The sequence below is a fragment of the Streptococcus sp. V940 genome (assembly GCF_054353495.1).
Map to the genome: position 1 here is coordinate 938751 of NZ_JBTHHZ010000001.1, position 13748 is coordinate 952498.

16 protein-coding genes are annotated in these 13748 nt (G+C 39.5%); 5 read left to right on the forward strand and 11 right to left on the reverse strand.

The annotated features are described in order from the left end of the window. Positions 1-31: 31 nt before the first annotated feature. Together kphA and rpsP are read right to left on the reverse strand one after the other, a co-directional pair. A complete protein-coding gene (gene kphA / locus ACXYSM_RS04780) occupies positions 32-271 on the reverse strand; it encodes an RNA-binding protein KphA (RefSeq protein ID WP_003001620.1) in 240 nt (79 codons plus the stop codon). 19 nt (positions 272-290) lie between these two features. Then, positions 291-563: a 30S ribosomal protein S16 gene (gene rpsP / locus ACXYSM_RS04785; protein WP_006596292.1), complete on the reverse strand. Its 273-nt coding sequence runs from the start codon at positions 561-563 to the stop codon at positions 291-293. A gap of 479 nt (positions 564-1042) precedes the next feature. Here rpsP and ACXYSM_RS04790 point away from each other — a divergent pair, with 479 nt between their 5' ends. The 5 genes from ACXYSM_RS04790 to ACXYSM_RS04810 all read left to right on the forward strand — a co-directional run bounded on the left by ACXYSM_RS04790 (position 1043) and on the right by ACXYSM_RS04810 (position 4550). Continuing rightward, positions 1043-1639: a DUF3796 domain-containing protein gene (locus ACXYSM_RS04790; RefSeq protein WP_458634539.1), complete on the forward strand. Its 597-nt coding sequence runs from the start codon at positions 1043-1045 to the stop codon at positions 1637-1639. Positions 1640-1641: 2 nt separating this feature from the next. Further along, positions 1642-1866 (forward strand): helix-turn-helix transcriptional regulator, encoded by a 225-nt coding sequence (locus tag ACXYSM_RS04795; RefSeq protein WP_458634540.1) that lies wholly within the window; start codon positions 1642-1644, stop codon positions 1864-1866. A gap of 206 nt (positions 1867-2072) precedes the next feature. Beyond that, complete coding sequence (locus ACXYSM_RS04800; RefSeq protein WP_458634541.1) at positions 2073-2879, forward strand: peptidylprolyl isomerase; 807 nt, start codon at positions 2073-2075, stop codon at positions 2877-2879. Between the two features lie 27 nt (positions 2880-2906). After that, positions 2907-3146 (forward strand): zinc-ribbon domain-containing protein, encoded by a 240-nt coding sequence (locus tag ACXYSM_RS04805; protein ID WP_458634542.1) that lies wholly within the window; start codon positions 2907-2909, stop codon positions 3144-3146. A gap of 111 nt (positions 3147-3257) precedes the next feature. After that, positions 3258-4550, forward strand: a complete 1293-nt coding sequence (locus tag ACXYSM_RS04810) for a hypothetical protein (RefSeq protein ID WP_458634543.1) — start codon at positions 3258-3260, stop codon at positions 4548-4550. Between the two features lie 102 nt (positions 4551-4652). Here ACXYSM_RS04810 and ACXYSM_RS04815 read toward each other — a convergent pair whose 3' ends face one another. The 9 genes from ACXYSM_RS04815 to thiI all read right to left on the reverse strand — a co-directional run bounded on the left by ACXYSM_RS04815 (position 4653) and on the right by thiI (position 13743). Next, on the reverse strand, positions 4653-6194 hold the full coding sequence (locus tag ACXYSM_RS04815; RefSeq protein WP_074324219.1) for an ABC-F family ATP-binding cassette domain-containing protein: 1542 nt from the start codon (positions 6192-6194) through the stop codon (positions 4653-4655). 1 nt (position 6195) lies between these two features. Next, a complete protein-coding gene (locus ACXYSM_RS04820) occupies positions 6196-6669 on the reverse strand; it encodes a VanZ family protein (RefSeq protein WP_458634544.1) in 474 nt (157 codons plus the stop codon). A 1-nt stretch (position 6670) separates the two neighbouring features. Then, positions 6671-7756 (reverse strand): 23S rRNA (adenine(2503)-C(2))-methyltransferase RlmN, encoded by a 1086-nt coding sequence (gene rlmN / locus ACXYSM_RS04825; protein WP_458634545.1) that lies wholly within the window; start codon positions 7754-7756, stop codon positions 6671-6673. Positions 7757-7772: 16 nt separating this feature from the next. Further along, a complete protein-coding gene (locus ACXYSM_RS04830; protein WP_006148789.1) occupies positions 7773-8306 on the reverse strand; it encodes a YutD family protein in 534 nt (177 codons plus the stop codon). 163 nt (positions 8307-8469) lie between these two features. Beyond that, entirely contained in the window at positions 8470-9339 is an 870-nt protein-coding gene (gene gla, locus ACXYSM_RS04835) for an aquaglyceroporin Gla (protein ID WP_458634546.1), read from the reverse strand. A gap of 304 nt (positions 9340-9643) precedes the next feature. After that, positions 9644-10807, reverse strand: a complete 1164-nt coding sequence (locus ACXYSM_RS04840) for an ATP-grasp domain-containing protein (RefSeq protein ID WP_458634547.1) — start codon at positions 10805-10807, stop codon at positions 9644-9646. Between the two features lie 12 nt (positions 10808-10819). Beyond that, positions 10820-11560, reverse strand: coding sequence for an esterase family protein (locus tag ACXYSM_RS04845; protein WP_075567841.1), 741 nt, complete (start codon positions 11558-11560; stop codon positions 10820-10822). 21 nt (positions 11561-11581) lie between these two features. Beyond that, positions 11582-12406 (reverse strand): alpha/beta hydrolase, encoded by an 825-nt coding sequence (locus ACXYSM_RS04850; RefSeq protein ID WP_458634548.1) that lies wholly within the window; start codon positions 12404-12406, stop codon positions 11582-11584. 122 nt (positions 12407-12528) lie between these two features. Further along, positions 12529-13743 carry a tRNA uracil 4-sulfurtransferase ThiI gene (thiI, locus tag ACXYSM_RS04855; RefSeq protein ID WP_458634549.1) on the reverse strand — a complete coding sequence of 405 codons (1215 nt, stop codon included), beginning with the start codon at positions 13741-13743 and terminating at the stop codon, positions 12529-12531. Between the last annotated feature and the right edge of the window lie 5 nt (positions 13744-13748).

A 13748-nucleotide genomic window follows, 5' to 3' on the forward strand; every position in this document is an offset into this window, starting at 1 on the left:
TTACAAAAAAAACGGGACAATGTCCCGCCTTTTATTTTTCGTCAATAACGATTCTTACTTTTTTATCTTCAGTTGGGACAGAGTAGACAATCGTTCTTATCGCAGAAATGGTGCGACCTTTCCGACCGATCACTCGACCAACATCGCTAGGATCAAGGTCAAGGTGGTACTCCAAGAATTCAGGAGTATCTTCGATCTTGATGGTTAAGGCATCCGGTTGTGAAATCAAAGGTTTCACAATTGCAATAATAAGATTTTCAATCGTATCCATACATCAACCTACTTTTTGATTATTTTGAGAATTTAGAATCGTGGAATTTCTTCAAGACACCTTCTTTTGAAAGGATGTTGCGAACTGTATCTGAAGGTTGAGCTCCATCAGCCAACCATGCAAGAACGCGGTCTTCTTTCAAAGTTACTTGGTTTTCTTCAACAAGTGGATTGTAAGTTCCAACTGTTTCGATGAAACGTCCATCACGTGGTGAACGTGAATCTGCTACGTTGATACGGTAGTAAGGTTTTTTCTTAGAACCCATACGAGTCAAACGAATTTTAACTGCCATTTTTATAATTCTCTTTTCTATATTTTAATTTTCGGTGAAATAGACAAGCTATTTAGCACATGATCTATTATAACACATTTTAAAGACCTGTCAAGAAAAAAACTTGACAGACTTTAAAATTTTTAAATTTTTTTGACTAATAGGGATAAATTAGAAAGAAAAAATTAACTTCTACACCTACAAAGCTTATTCTGACAGACTTTATAAGAGTCTAAGAAAAAAGTAGAGATCCATACAGTATCTAGATTTTCCAAAGATTCTTTATCATCAAATATTATTAACGAAGCTATCCAAACCAAATCCGATGCATTGCTTCAAAGAATTCTTTAGTTGTTTTACTAGCGAAGGCTTTTATTAAAAAGTTTTTTCAAATAATTTCCTCATTGACACATAAATTCTTGCTTTCTAAACTTAAGTGTGATATATTTATAACATAAATTTAAGTGTGATATATTTATAACACAAAAAAGGAGTCTATCATGAAAAAAAGTCAAAAAATGCGTGGCCTCATTGCAATGATTGCCGTAGCTCTCTTTATTGATTTTATTGTTCTATTTGGTTCTAATCTTAGTTGGGGACCCAAGTTAGTTATTACTGGTATATCAGTGTCAGGTCAAATTATAGCTATTTGGAGCTGGCTACATATGAAACCACGGCCTCATAAGAGTCAGAAAGATAAGGGGAAGACTATTTTTGACTTGTCTGCTAAGCTTTACACGGTACTTTTATTTGCAGCAAGCATTTTTTATACAGTAGGGATTTGGGTTGCGACCCCAAGCGTAAGTTCTGGTATTAAAGAATGGATTTTGGGAATTGGACTCGTTATTGAAGTGATTGTATTTGTTTTTTTCTGTTTGAAAAATGTCAAGGAAACTCCGGACGAACGCTTTTATGCTAATTTATCCAAGGCAGCTAGCTTGATGTTTGTTTTTATACTAGGCGCACTGATGATCCTAGCAGTTATCATTGGGTATATGGGGTCTCTCACTCTTTACATTGGCCAGATCTTTATTAGCATAGCTGCCTTGATTTGCATCTTTGCGGTTGTCTATCTTATCTTGGAACGGAGAGGATAAGTATGCCCAAAGAAAGCAATATTATTACTAATCTCAAATCTGTTCGTGAGTCCACGGGCATGACTCAGCAAGAATTAGCCGACCTCATCGGCATGCGACGCGAGACAATTCTTCACTTGGAAAATAACCGTTACAATCCTTCGCTGGAAATGGCTCTTAAAATTGCTCAAGTTTTTAATTTGAAAGTAGAAGACCTCTTTGAACTTAGACAGAAAGAGGAATCATAATTCTTTTCGATTCGTGGCTACAAATTGACTCCAAAAGGAGAGCGGATACTGGAACAATACCAGGTCATTGTCGACCGTCATCCAAAGAAAAATCTCTAATTAAGCCACTTTTTGGTTGACTTCCTCTTAAACTACCTTGTCACTAATATTTGAAATCCACTTCCTTTTAGGGTACAATGGTAGAAATGAATTTTGAAAGGACCAACATGAAAAAATTAGCTACACTACTACTCATCTCAACATTTGCCCTTGGTGGATGTACAAGTATCCAACGTGCACTTCGTGGGGATGATTACGTGGATTCTAAGATTGCTGCTGAGGAAAGTTCAAAAGCGACTGCCCAAGCAGAAAAAGATTTGAAAGACGCCTTAACTAACGAAAATGCTAACTTCCCTCAACTTTCTAAGGAAGTTGCTGAAGATGAGGCTGAAGCTATCCTCCACACAAGCCAAGGGGATATCCGCATCAAGCTCTTTCCAAAGTTAGCTCCACTTGCAGTTGAAAACTTCCTTACTCACGCTAAGGAAGGCTACTACAATGGGGTTACGTTCCATCGTGTGATTGACGGATTTATGGTACAAACCGGAGATCCAAAAGGGGATGGTACAGGCGGTGAATCTATCTGGCACGAAAAGGACAAAACCAAGGACAAGGGAACAGGTTTCAAAAACGAAATCTCCCCATATCTCTATAATATCCGTGGTTCCCTATCCATGGCCAATACTGGTCAACCAAGCTCGAATGGTAGCCAGTTCTTCATCAACCAAAGTACAACAGACTATTCTGCTAAACTTCCTACAAGTAGCTATCCTAAGAAAATTATCGAAGCCTACAAAGAAGGCGGAAATCCAACTCTTGATGGAAAACACCCAGTCTTTGGTCAAGTAATCGATGGGATGGACGTTGTAGATAAAATTGCTAAGGCTGAAAAAGATGAAAAAGACAAGCCGACTACTGCTATTACAATCGACAGTATCGAAATTGTTAAAGACTACGATTTCAGTAAACAATAACACCATTAACTATAAGGAGATGTTAAAATGATTCTATTTTGGGGGTCAAAAGGTTACCAAAAAGTGTTGGGACATACACAAACTGCTATCGAATGTGGCCATTGTAACAATGTTGGTACTTGGGAAATTACGGAATACGGACGTAAGTTTACTCTTTACTGGATTCCGCTCTTCCCTTATGGTAAAACTTATTTCGTTTCTTGCCCGATTTGTCAATACGGTAAAGAAATTCAAAAATCTGAGATTGATCAATATCTCAACTATTAAAAAAGATAGGTCACAGGGCCTATCTTTTTTAAATTACGCTAACATGTAAACGCTCTATTTTCTAATCCAGTTATGATATAATACAGTTAACAGTAATAAGGAGGTTCTCCTATGAAACCCTATAAAATAAACCTATTCCGGCTTGGTTTACTCTTGCCTTCGTATTTAATCTTTAATTTTGTTTATTCGATTACATATGATTCTGGAGGTTTTGCTTTTATAATCTTGTGGCCAGCTTTTTTCGCATCATATGCAGGAATTGTGCTAGGAAATATTTTTATTTTTAGAGATATTTCAAGATTAAAAGCCTCCTTTGAAGATAATGAGTTGATTCAAAAGACATGTACTGTACAGTTAGTTCTAGCTACAATTGGATTTTTCATGCAAATAATAGGTTTTAAGGGTGCTCCACTTAATTTCCTTGATAATTATCCACTACTAGTTTGTGCCAGTATTGTGTACTCTATCATTCTCCTTATCGGTATTTATCAGACGTTCAAGTTAGGGCAAGGGAAAGATACTTTGGCCATACTTGGTTTTATCTTTGGAGTTACGGTAATTTTATACACTTGCCTAGGACTGATTACAACCACCTCCTCTTCTATTAAAAATACTACTCCTTCTTTCGCCGAAGAATTTCAATCACTTGGGCTTAAGGGAAAGGTTGAGTTAGTTGATAAACACAGAGAGATTGAAATGTTTAACGGAACAGTCTACAACCTAACATATACCGAAAATTTATCGGATGGAACTATTTTAAAAGAATATACTGACGCAAAAATTCATAAAATGAATGGAGAACACTTATCAAATTTCTTTCTTCCTTCAGGAACAGATCTCGAAACACTTCTTAATGACAAAGAAAAGGCACTGTTTCACACTGTCAAACAAGACGAATTCAGTTTCTTGCTAGATGTATACAAAGAAAGACCGAATCTTCAACAAGAAGAAGATAGTATCAAAAATGCTACTGCTGACAAAATAAATAAGCTTTTTGATACACCAGAAAAAATTGCTTCTAGTTTTGAATTTAGAAAATATCCTTTAGAAAACTACTATGTTGCAATGATTAAGCAGGCTGTCAGCAATCGAGAAAAAGGGGATTCTGACGCAGCTGGTTTTTATAATATTACAACAAAGGACCTCATGAAAAACAAAGGTCTTACTCTCGATTTTGATTTCGACCTTTCGAAAATCAAGGTAGAAAATGGTAGCCCTGTGGAGACCTTAAAGGAAAAATTCTTATCTTTACCAAAAAACTCATTTTCCGATGGAATTTATAACATTAATTGTTATTATGAAAATAGAATACAGAAGAAAGTTGAAGTTACCTGCCCATTTGTTGTTGAAGATGGAGTGGGACACTTTGAGGAGGATGTAATCGAAGGAAATCAAAAAAATTAGTTATTTTTGATACTAAAACAAGTTGATAGCAGTACGACTTCTATTATTTGTAACCCTCGTAAAAAAAGCCAAGTCATATAGACTTGGCTTTTTTATGGCTATTTATGTTAGTTCATTGAAATCCCAGATTTGATCCATCCAGCCTTCATAGAAGTCTGGTTCGTGGCAGACCATAAGGATAGAGCCCTTATACTCTTTTAGAGCACGTTTGAGTTCGTCCTTGGCATCCACATCCAAGTGGTTGGTTGGCTCGTCTAGAACAAGGACATTGTTCTCACGGTTCATCAAGAGACAGAAACGAACCTTGGCTTGTTCTCCACCTGATAAGACTTGAATTTGGCTTTCGATGTGCTTCGTTGTCAAACCACAGCGCGCAAGGGCTGCACGAACTTCTGCTTGGTTGAGAGCTGGAAAGGCATTCCAAACAGCTTCTAAAGGTGTCTGACGATTGCCGCCTTCCACTTCTTGCTCAAAGTAGCCAAGTTCTAGATAATCACCGCGTTCAACTTCACCAGCAATTGGCGGGATAATACCTAAAAGAGACTTCAATAGGGTTGTTTTCCCGATACCGTTGGCACCAATGATGGCAACCTTTTGATTGCGCTCAAAGGTAAGATTTAATGGTTTTGTAAGTGGGCGGTCGTAACCAATCTGTAAGTCTTTGGCTTGGAAGATAAAGCGTCCAGGTGTACGAGCTGGTTTAAAATCAAAGGACGGCTTTGGTTTCTCACTTTGAAGCTCGATAATGTCCATCTTATCCAATTTCTTCTGGCGAGACATGGCCATGTTACGAGTTGCGACACGCGCCTTATTACGGGCTACGAAATCCTTGAGATCAGCAATTTCTTTCTGTTGACGCTCATAGGCTGCTTCAAGTTGAGATTTCTTCATGGCATAGACTTCTTGGAACTGGTAGTAATCGCCAGAGTAGCGTGTCAACTGTTGATTTTCAACGTGATATACGATATTGATCACATCATTGAGGAATGGAATATCGTGAGAGATAAGAACAAAGGCATTCTCATAGTTTTGAAGATAACGCTTGAGCCAGTCAATATGCTCAGCATCTAGGTAGTTGGTTGGCTCATCAAGAAGTAGGATATCTGGCTTTTCAAGGAGGAGTTTGGCTAAGAGTACCTTGGTTCTTTGTCCACCAGATAAGGCTGTTACGTCCGTATCCATACCATAGTCCATGACACCGAGAGCACGCGCAACTTCGTCAATCTTAGCATCCAAGGTATAGAAGTCACGACTTTCCAAACGGTCCTGAAGTTCGCCGACTTCTTCCATTAGGGCATCAATATCAGCGCCCTCTTCTGCCATTTCCATATAAAGGTCATTAATACGTGCTTCAGCTTTGAATAATTCGTCAAAGGCTGTACGCAAAACATCACGCACAGTTTGACCTTCTTTGAGAACTGCATGCTGGTCTAGATAACCTGCTGTCACATATTTGGACCATTCCACCTTACCTTCATCAGGTACCAACTTACCAGTTACGATGCTCATGAAGGTTGATTTCCCTTCACCATTAGCACCGACCAGACCGATATGTTCACCTTTTAGGAGTCGGAAAGACACGTCTTCAAAAATCGCACGGTCACCAAAACCGTGACTTAAATTTTTTACTTCTAAGATACTCATTTTAATTCCTTATCTTGTTTTTATGTAGTAGTTTATAGAGGACCCAGGCCAGGTAGCCACCTAAAGTATTGGTCCACAAATCATCAATCTCAAAGACCCGATTAAAATCAAAGAAAAAATCTAAAACTAGCTGTGTGCACTCGATGCTTAAGCTCAATAAAAAGCTAAACAAAATCACACGCTTCGTTTCTCTGAGACTAGGGATGAGATAGAGAAGCTGGAAAATTAAAGGGAAGAGCAAGAGGATATTTAAGGCGTTTTGCAAAAAAATCCAAAATAGTTGTATAGGGCCGGTTACTTCTCCCAGATTCCAAAGGGAGTTAAAAGGCGTCAAAAGAAAAACCAGGCGTCCAAAAGTTTGAATACCTGGAGTTTCCACTCCTGTAGGAAGTTGAGGCTGGGGAGTAAAACAAAAACAGACGATACAAAGACTGTATAACACGATTCCCAGGCTTAGTAATGTTTTTCGATTCATCTTATGGATTTACTTCGGCTACTGCTTTTTGGCGATCACGTTTCATAGTATTTGAACGCAATTGTCCGCATGCGGCATCGATATCTGTACCGTGTTCTTGACGAACAACACAGTTGACGCCTTTTTTCTTGAGCGTATCATAGAAGGCCATTACACGCTCTTTCGGACTACGACTGTATTGGTCGTGCTCACTGACCGGGTTGTAAGGAATCAAGTTAACATATGACAATTTCTTAATATTTTTCAGCAATTCTGCCAACTCAAGCGCTTGTTCAACTCCATCATTGACTTCATTTAGCATGATATACTCAAAAGTTACACGGCGGTTGGTTGTCTCGATGTAATACTCAATCGCTGCAAAGAGTTTTTCAATTGGAAAGGCACGGTTAATCTTCATAATGCTTGAACGCAGTTCATTGTTTGGAGCATGAAGAGAAACAGCAAGGTTAACCTGTACTCCTTCATTGGCAAACTCACGAATCTTATGAGCCAAGCCAGAAGTTGATACGGTGATATGACGAGCACCGATTGCCATTCCCTTGTCATCATTGATGGTACGAATAAAGTTCAAAACATTATTGTAGTTATCAAATGGTTCTCCAATACCCATAACAACGATATGGCTAACACGCTCATCTTGACCACGTTCGTCAAAATATTTTTGAACAAGCATAATTTGAGCTACAATTTCTCCGTTATTGAGGTCACGTTGCTTCTTAATCAAACCTGACGCACAGAAGGTACAACCGATATTACATCCTACCTGAGTCGTTACACAGACTGATAAACCATAATGTTGGCGCATAAGAACAGTCTCAATCAACATACCGTCTGGTAACTCAAAGAGGTACTTCACAGTACCATCGGCTGACTCTTGAACGATACGTTGTTTCAAGGGATTGACTACAAACTGCTCGTTGAGTTTGGCAATCAAATCCTTAGACAAGTTAGTCATTTCTTCAAATGTCTGAACACGTTTACGGTAAAGCCATTCCCAGATTTGATCCGCTCGGAATTTCTTTTCTCCTTGCTCTAAGACCCATTCTTGCATTCCTCGACGAGTTAAACTATAAATCGACGGTTTCATCTTTTCTCCTTATTTTCTAGTCTTTCTTACGGATGACGAAATGACGTTGTCCCTTTTCTTCATTCTGAGGTTTCTGTTCTTTACGGCGACGTCTATTTCTCTTGTCCGTATGATTTCTTTTCTTATTTTGAGAAGACTTTTTCCCTTTACGGTTGTCTTTTTCTTCTTCTTTCTTGCGCATTTTTTGGTCAAATGGTGCTCGTTTAGGAGTCTCATTTTCTAAGACAAAGTAGGCACATCCATAGCTACAATACTCGAGTAGGTAATCTTGCAAACGACTGATTTTCTCGAGCGATTCTTCAGCTCGCTCATTCTTGTAGAATCCTCGCAAACGCAACTGCTCATTGCTCCAGTCTCCTACAATATAATCATACTTGTTTAAAACTTCCGAAAAGCGTTGAGTAAAAGCTGTTGCATCAAAGGCTTCCTTACTATTTTCAACCAAGTTGAAGGTAAAACCTTCAGCCTCGACTTTATCTCCAGATAGATGAAATTCTGGACCAGGGAATTTATTGTAATTGTATAATTCAGGTGCAATTTCTTTACGCATAATATTCCTTTTTAACGTTTACTTAATACTCTATTTTACCATATTTTTGCCATATTTACATCTTTTGATTTAAAATGAAAAAAGTCTGACGATTTCACCCTTTAATTCTATAAGACACAACTGTACTAAAAAGAAAAAACTGGGAAAACCCAGTTTTTAAATATTATAGGTAAAGTAACTTGAAAAGTGCTACAGCGGCAATAGCAGCAGCAATCGGTGCAACTACTGGTACCCAAGCATACCACCATTTTGAATCACCCTTGTGTTCACCAAGGATTGATTTAGGAAGTACTGCGTGAAGAAGACGTGGTCCAAAGTCACGAGCTGGGTTCAAACCTGGTCCTGAAGGTCCACCAAGTGAAGTAACCAAAGCCATCACCAAGAAACCAAGTGCCAAGTGACCTACTGCAACACCTGCTGTTGTATGTGGTGCTGTTTGAGCCTTAATCGCCAAGTCAGAGAAGTCAACAGTTTGTCCAGCTTGAGTTGCAGCTTTCTTCATAAATTGAAGGACTTCAGCACCAAAGAAGTTCTTTGTTAAACCAAGTGCTGCAAAGAAAAGAACAAATGACCCAATAAACTCATTGATAAATCCGTTCACAGTTGCTGCATAACGTGATTCTTTTGTTCCGTGGTCGATACTAGAAATAGTTGAGAAAGTTCCCAAGATGTTATTTGGATTTTCTGTCTTCAAGTAGTAAGGACGGTGAGTCGCAACAACCAATGCTTGTCCGAAGATTGCTCCCAAAACTTGCGCGATGATGTATTGTGCTACTTGTGACCAAGGGAAGAGACCGCTAACTGCAAGTCCAAGAGTGAAGGCTGGGTTGATGTGGTTTCCAGAAACGTTACCAAACATCAAAGCTGGAATCATAACCCCCATACCGTAACCAACAGCGATAACGAGCCAGCCACTTTGGTGACCTTTCGTACCTTTAAGTTCAACGTTGGCAACTGCACCATTACCCAAGATAATCAAGATGGCTGTTCCCAAAAATTCAGTGGCATATTTGACTGCCCATGTGAAATCCATTGATAGATTCTCCTTAATATTTTTTTGATAATCCCTATTCTATCAATTTTTAAGGCTTTTAGCAACAGATTTTCTAAAAGAATCCTATGGAAACGCTTTTATTTAGGGCTTTTAAAAAGAGAGTGGGACAGAAATCGGTAATTCGTTAGAATTCGATTTCGTCGTCCCACCTCCGCACAGTTGAGTAGGGCTGTAAAAGCTGATGAAATCAGCGAAGTAGAGCCCACTCAACCACTGCGTCTTGCTCGACAATCCAAAGACAATTGAGAGGCTAGGACTTTTGTCCCAGCCTCTTCATAGCCTATTACTGACGCTGACCAAAATCCTTAATCATCTGCTCCATTTCCTCACGACTTGGTGTCGTAAGCATATAGAGATAGTCTCCTTGCAATTCAGCAAAGGCTGCCGGCATGATTTTCTTTACTTTGAACTGTTGACCATATTTAGCGAGCAAGTCTTCTTCTGAATAAACATAGTTAGCATTGGCGCGACGAGATGTTGCCAAGCAATACTGGGTTTCAAATGGAGACTCTGGGAATGCTTCACCTGCAACGATAGCTGCATAGCCCTTGTACAAATCCAAGGAATGCGCATAGTTATAGACATCAATAGTGAAGCCACCCGCTGGACGGTTATTGTACTCAATAGCGATATAATCATCGCCCTCACGGAAGAACTCGATATGGAAGAAACGTTCTTTCATACCAAATTCTTTGACAATTGCCTCACCATATTTACGCAATTTCGAATCCATATCTTTGAGAACGTAATAAGAATTGTCCATCTTGTAGATCATGAGATCAAGGGGTGTATGAGCATAGTCAAAGGTCATAGAAAAGACAATATTTCCATCTCTATCTACCAAACCATCGAAGGTACAGATTTCACTAGAGGTGACAAATTTTTCGAAGAAATAAACGGTTGAATGGTCCCATTCAGCCTTAAAGTGATTGACATCATCTTCTGTTTCAAGTTTGAAGGTTGCGGCTGCTCCCACTCCATTGTCAGGTTTGGCAATCATGGGAAGTCCAATTTCTTTTACTGCCTTATCCACATCTGCTTCTGTTTCAATAACAGCACCTGGCACAACGGGAACTCCTGCCTTTTTGAAGAGTTTCTTCATTTCAGACTTGAACTTAGTCTTCTTGAGATCTTCTGGTTTGGCACCAAAAACATTGAACTGTTCACGAAGGGCAGCATCCAACTCTAGCCAGTATTCATTGTGTGATTCAATGCGGTCAATTGGACCATGCTTATAGAAAAGAAAGGCAACTGCTCGTTTAACCTCATCGATATTTTCAAGATTATCAACTCGGAAGTACTCCGTCAAGCTATTGCGTAATGGTTCATCTAGTTGTTCGTAGGGTTCTTGCCCAACCCCTAGAACTGTGATTCCTTTATTGGCTAGCTCAATACTAAATTGCTGAAAATTTTGTGGGTAATAGGGTGAAATTACAAGATAATTCATAAGCAACTCCTTTTATAGACTCATATGACCGAGAAAATATGGCATTTGTTTACGCCACCATTCCCAGTCATGGGCAACATCGTGCCCCCATTCTGCAAACCAGGCAGGAATTTGTTTTTGGTCAAAGGCTTCTTTTAACTTGTAGTAAGAAGGCAGGCCATCCTGTTCCCAAGCACCTAGTCCAGTACAAATCACAATCTCAGCCTGACGGTAACGATCAATAAACCAACCATCATTTTGATTCCAGATATAGTCTACTGGTGAATTTTGATAGATAGCATCATCGTTGTAGTAATCTCCAACAAAGAAACGAGCATCGTAGACACCACTGAGGGCAATTACCTTGGTAAAGACATCTGGATGCTGAAGGAAAAAGTTAAGTGCATGGTAAGCTCCCATAGAGCATCCTGTTGTCATCATACCGTCAAACCAGCCTGTCTTGTGCTTGATAAAAGGAATAGCTTCTTCAATCACATATCGTTCATAGGCACGGTGCATCTCAGCTTGATCATGACTATTTTTCCAAGTCGCAAGCCAGCTCTCACTATCTACACTTGAAAGGGTAAAGAACTGCACGCGACCTTCTTCAATAAAGGATGCACAAGCATCAATCATTCCAAAATCATAGTATTCATTGTGGCTACCACCTGAAGAAGCAAAGACAACAACTGGGATGCCTCCATGTCCGTATCGATTGACATACATTTCACGGTTAAGATGACCACTCCAGTGGCTAAGATGTTCAATATGCATATCCTGTCTCCTTTATACTAATTACCAATTTTCTGCAAAAAAGCGTAGGCAAGATGGAAGATTTTCTGACCATGGCACTTCATGGTGAATGGCTCCAGCCTGAACCTTGAGAGAGAGATTTTCCAACTCAACTCCTCCTGCTATCAAATCATGATAATAGCTAAGAGAAGAGTCAATATAGGCCTGCTTAATATTACCAGCCATAAGGGTCTTATCCGTGTCATCTGCTTCTTCCGTCCCGACATAGATGAAGACTCGTTGATCAGGTAATAGTTTTTTACGCTCCATATAGCGATCAAAGGCCTCTTGGTGAAGCCAGTTGGCTGATGAGAACACTCCCAAACACCCAATCTGGTCTTGATACTCCAAGCCAATAAACTGGGTAATATTGCCACCCAGAGAAGAACCAATCATGGCAGTATGCTTGCGGTCTGATTTTGTCCGATAGTTTTCATCGATAAAGGGTTTGACCACTTCCATGACAAACTCAGCATACTCGACTCCCTTACCACCAAATTGTTGACCAGGAATATTAGACTCTTGGAATTTCCATGCTGCGTACTCATTCATCCGTCCTAGGCCATCATTATCAATAGCCACGATAATCATGCGACTGATATCAGGATTTCGCTTAATGGTAGGAATAATCTTCCAGGAATGCCCAACGTAAGATTCCTTACTATAAAAGACATTTTGTCCATCGTGGAAATAGACAACTGGGTAAGTTCGATCCGTGTCTTTCTCATAGTTTTTAGGAAGAAGCACACGTACCCGTCGCTCCTTTCCTGTGTAAGGAACCACTAATTTATGCTCTCGCATTTTCAGGTAAAAATAGGATTGATTCATTGTCAGAAAACTCTCTATATTCAAAATTTTATCTTATTATAGCACAAAAATAGAAAAAAGTCGGTTTTCGTCCAAATTTAGGATAAAAACTAACTTTTTCTTAGGAATTTCAGTTATTCGCATTAAAGAAGATCTTCAATTAATTCATCGACAGCATCTTTTTCAGCTTGTGGTGTGATTTCTGTGATCATAATTCCAGCTACTGCTCGCTCAACCAATCCTTCAACGTCCATACGTGTCTCATACTGCTCGGCATTCTTAATCTTTGGATTTGTTTTCGGACGATCAGGTGCAAAAATCGTACAACAGTCTTCAAATGGTTGGATAGAAATTTCAAAGGTATCAATTTCCTGAGCAATATCGATGATTTCTAACTTATCCATAGTTACAACTGGACGGATAATTGGTGTATTGGTCACGGCATTGATAGCCTGCATACTTTCTAAGGTTTGGCTAGCTACCTGACCAAGACTTTCACCATTGATGATGACCAAACCATTTCTCACTTCACGGATACGGTCGGTAATCCGCATCATAAAGCGGCGAGTCAAAGTCATGAGGTAAGCTTCTGGGGCCTTAGCCTTAATCTCTTCTTGGATTTCAGTGAAAGGCACTTCGATAAACTGGATATTTCCACCGAACTTAGTCAATTTACGGGTCAAATCCTGCGCTTTCTTGAGGGCACCTGGGCTAGTATATGGTGGACTAGCAAAGTGAACAGCCTCGATATCTACACCACGTTTTAGTGCAAGATAACCTGCTACAGGAGAGTCAATCCCTCCTGATAACATCAGCATACCTTTCCCAGAAGTACCAACTGGCAAACCACCAGCACCACGAATGGTCTCATAGGAAAGATAAGCCGCCTCTTCACGAATCTCCACTTGCAGATTGATATCTGGATTTTTCATCTGGGCTTGTACATTTGGAATGGCATCAAAAACAGCACCACCAAGAACTTGGTTGAGTTCTCGACTATCCAGTTCAAAGTTGTGATCACTACGTTTGCTAGATATCTTAAAGGTCATGCCTTCCTTATAGATGTCCCGCATAATCTCTTGGACAGCAGATTTAAGAACCTCGACAGATTTTTCAACCTTATATACTGGTGAAAAGTTTTGAATCCCGAAAACTTGTTTAAGAGACTCAGCTACTGGTTCATAATCAGCACCATTCAAATAAGCATGGGCACGGTCGCGATCAGCAGTGACTTTGACTTGAGGATAGATGGATAAAACGTCTGAGATATTATTACGTAGTTTATTGATGAAACGCATACGGTTTTTGCCTTTGGTTGAAAGCTCACCATAGCGAATCATAATTTCTGAATACTGCATGAATA

Coding starts and splice junctions, on each gene's coding strand:
- kphA (WP_003001620.1), bottom strand. CDS start 271: ATGGATACGATTGAAAATCTTATTATTGCAATTGTGAAACCTTTGATT.
- rpsP (WP_006596292.1), bottom strand. CDS start 563: ATGGCAGTTAAAATTCGTTTGACTCGTATGGGTTCTAAGAAAAAACCT.
- ACXYSM_RS04790 (WP_458634539.1), top strand. CDS start 1,043: ATGAAAAAAAGTCAAAAAATGCGTGGCCTCATTGCAATGATTGCCGTA.
- ACXYSM_RS04795 (WP_458634540.1), top strand. CDS start 1,642: ATGCCCAAAGAAAGCAATATTATTACTAATCTCAAATCTGTTCGTGAG.
- ACXYSM_RS04800 (WP_458634541.1), top strand. CDS start 2,073: ATGAAAAAATTAGCTACACTACTACTCATCTCAACATTTGCCCTTGGT.
- ACXYSM_RS04805 (WP_458634542.1), top strand. CDS start 2,907: ATGATTCTATTTTGGGGGTCAAAAGGTTACCAAAAAGTGTTGGGACAT.
- ACXYSM_RS04810 (WP_458634543.1), top strand. CDS start 3,258: ATGAAACCCTATAAAATAAACCTATTCCGGCTTGGTTTACTCTTGCCT.
- ACXYSM_RS04815 (WP_074324219.1), bottom strand. CDS start 6,194: ATGAGTATCTTAGAAGTAAAAAATTTAAGTCACGGTTTTGGTGACCGT.
- ACXYSM_RS04820 (WP_458634544.1), bottom strand. CDS start 6,669: ATGAATCGAAAAACATTACTAAGCCTGGGAATCGTGTTATACAGTCTT.
- rlmN (WP_458634545.1), bottom strand. CDS start 7,756: ATGAAACCGTCGATTTATAGTTTAACTCGTCGAGGAATGCAAGAATGG.
- ACXYSM_RS04830 (WP_006148789.1), bottom strand. CDS start 8,306: ATGCGTAAAGAAATTGCACCTGAATTATACAATTACAATAAATTCCCT.
- gla (WP_458634546.1), bottom strand. CDS start 9,339: ATGGATTTCACATGGGCAGTCAAATATGCCACTGAATTTTTGGGAACA.
- ACXYSM_RS04840 (WP_458634547.1), bottom strand. CDS start 10,807: ATGAATTATCTTGTAATTTCACCCTATTACCCACAAAATTTTCAGCAA.
- ACXYSM_RS04845 (WP_075567841.1), bottom strand. CDS start 11,560: ATGCATATTGAACATCTTAGCCACTGGAGTGGTCATCTTAACCGTGAA.
- ACXYSM_RS04850 (WP_458634548.1), bottom strand. CDS start 12,406: ATGAATCAATCCTATTTTTACCTGAAAATGCGAGAGCATAAATTAGTG.
- thiI (WP_458634549.1), bottom strand. CDS start 13,743: ATGCAGTATTCAGAAATTATGATTCGCTATGGTGAGCTTTCAACCAAA.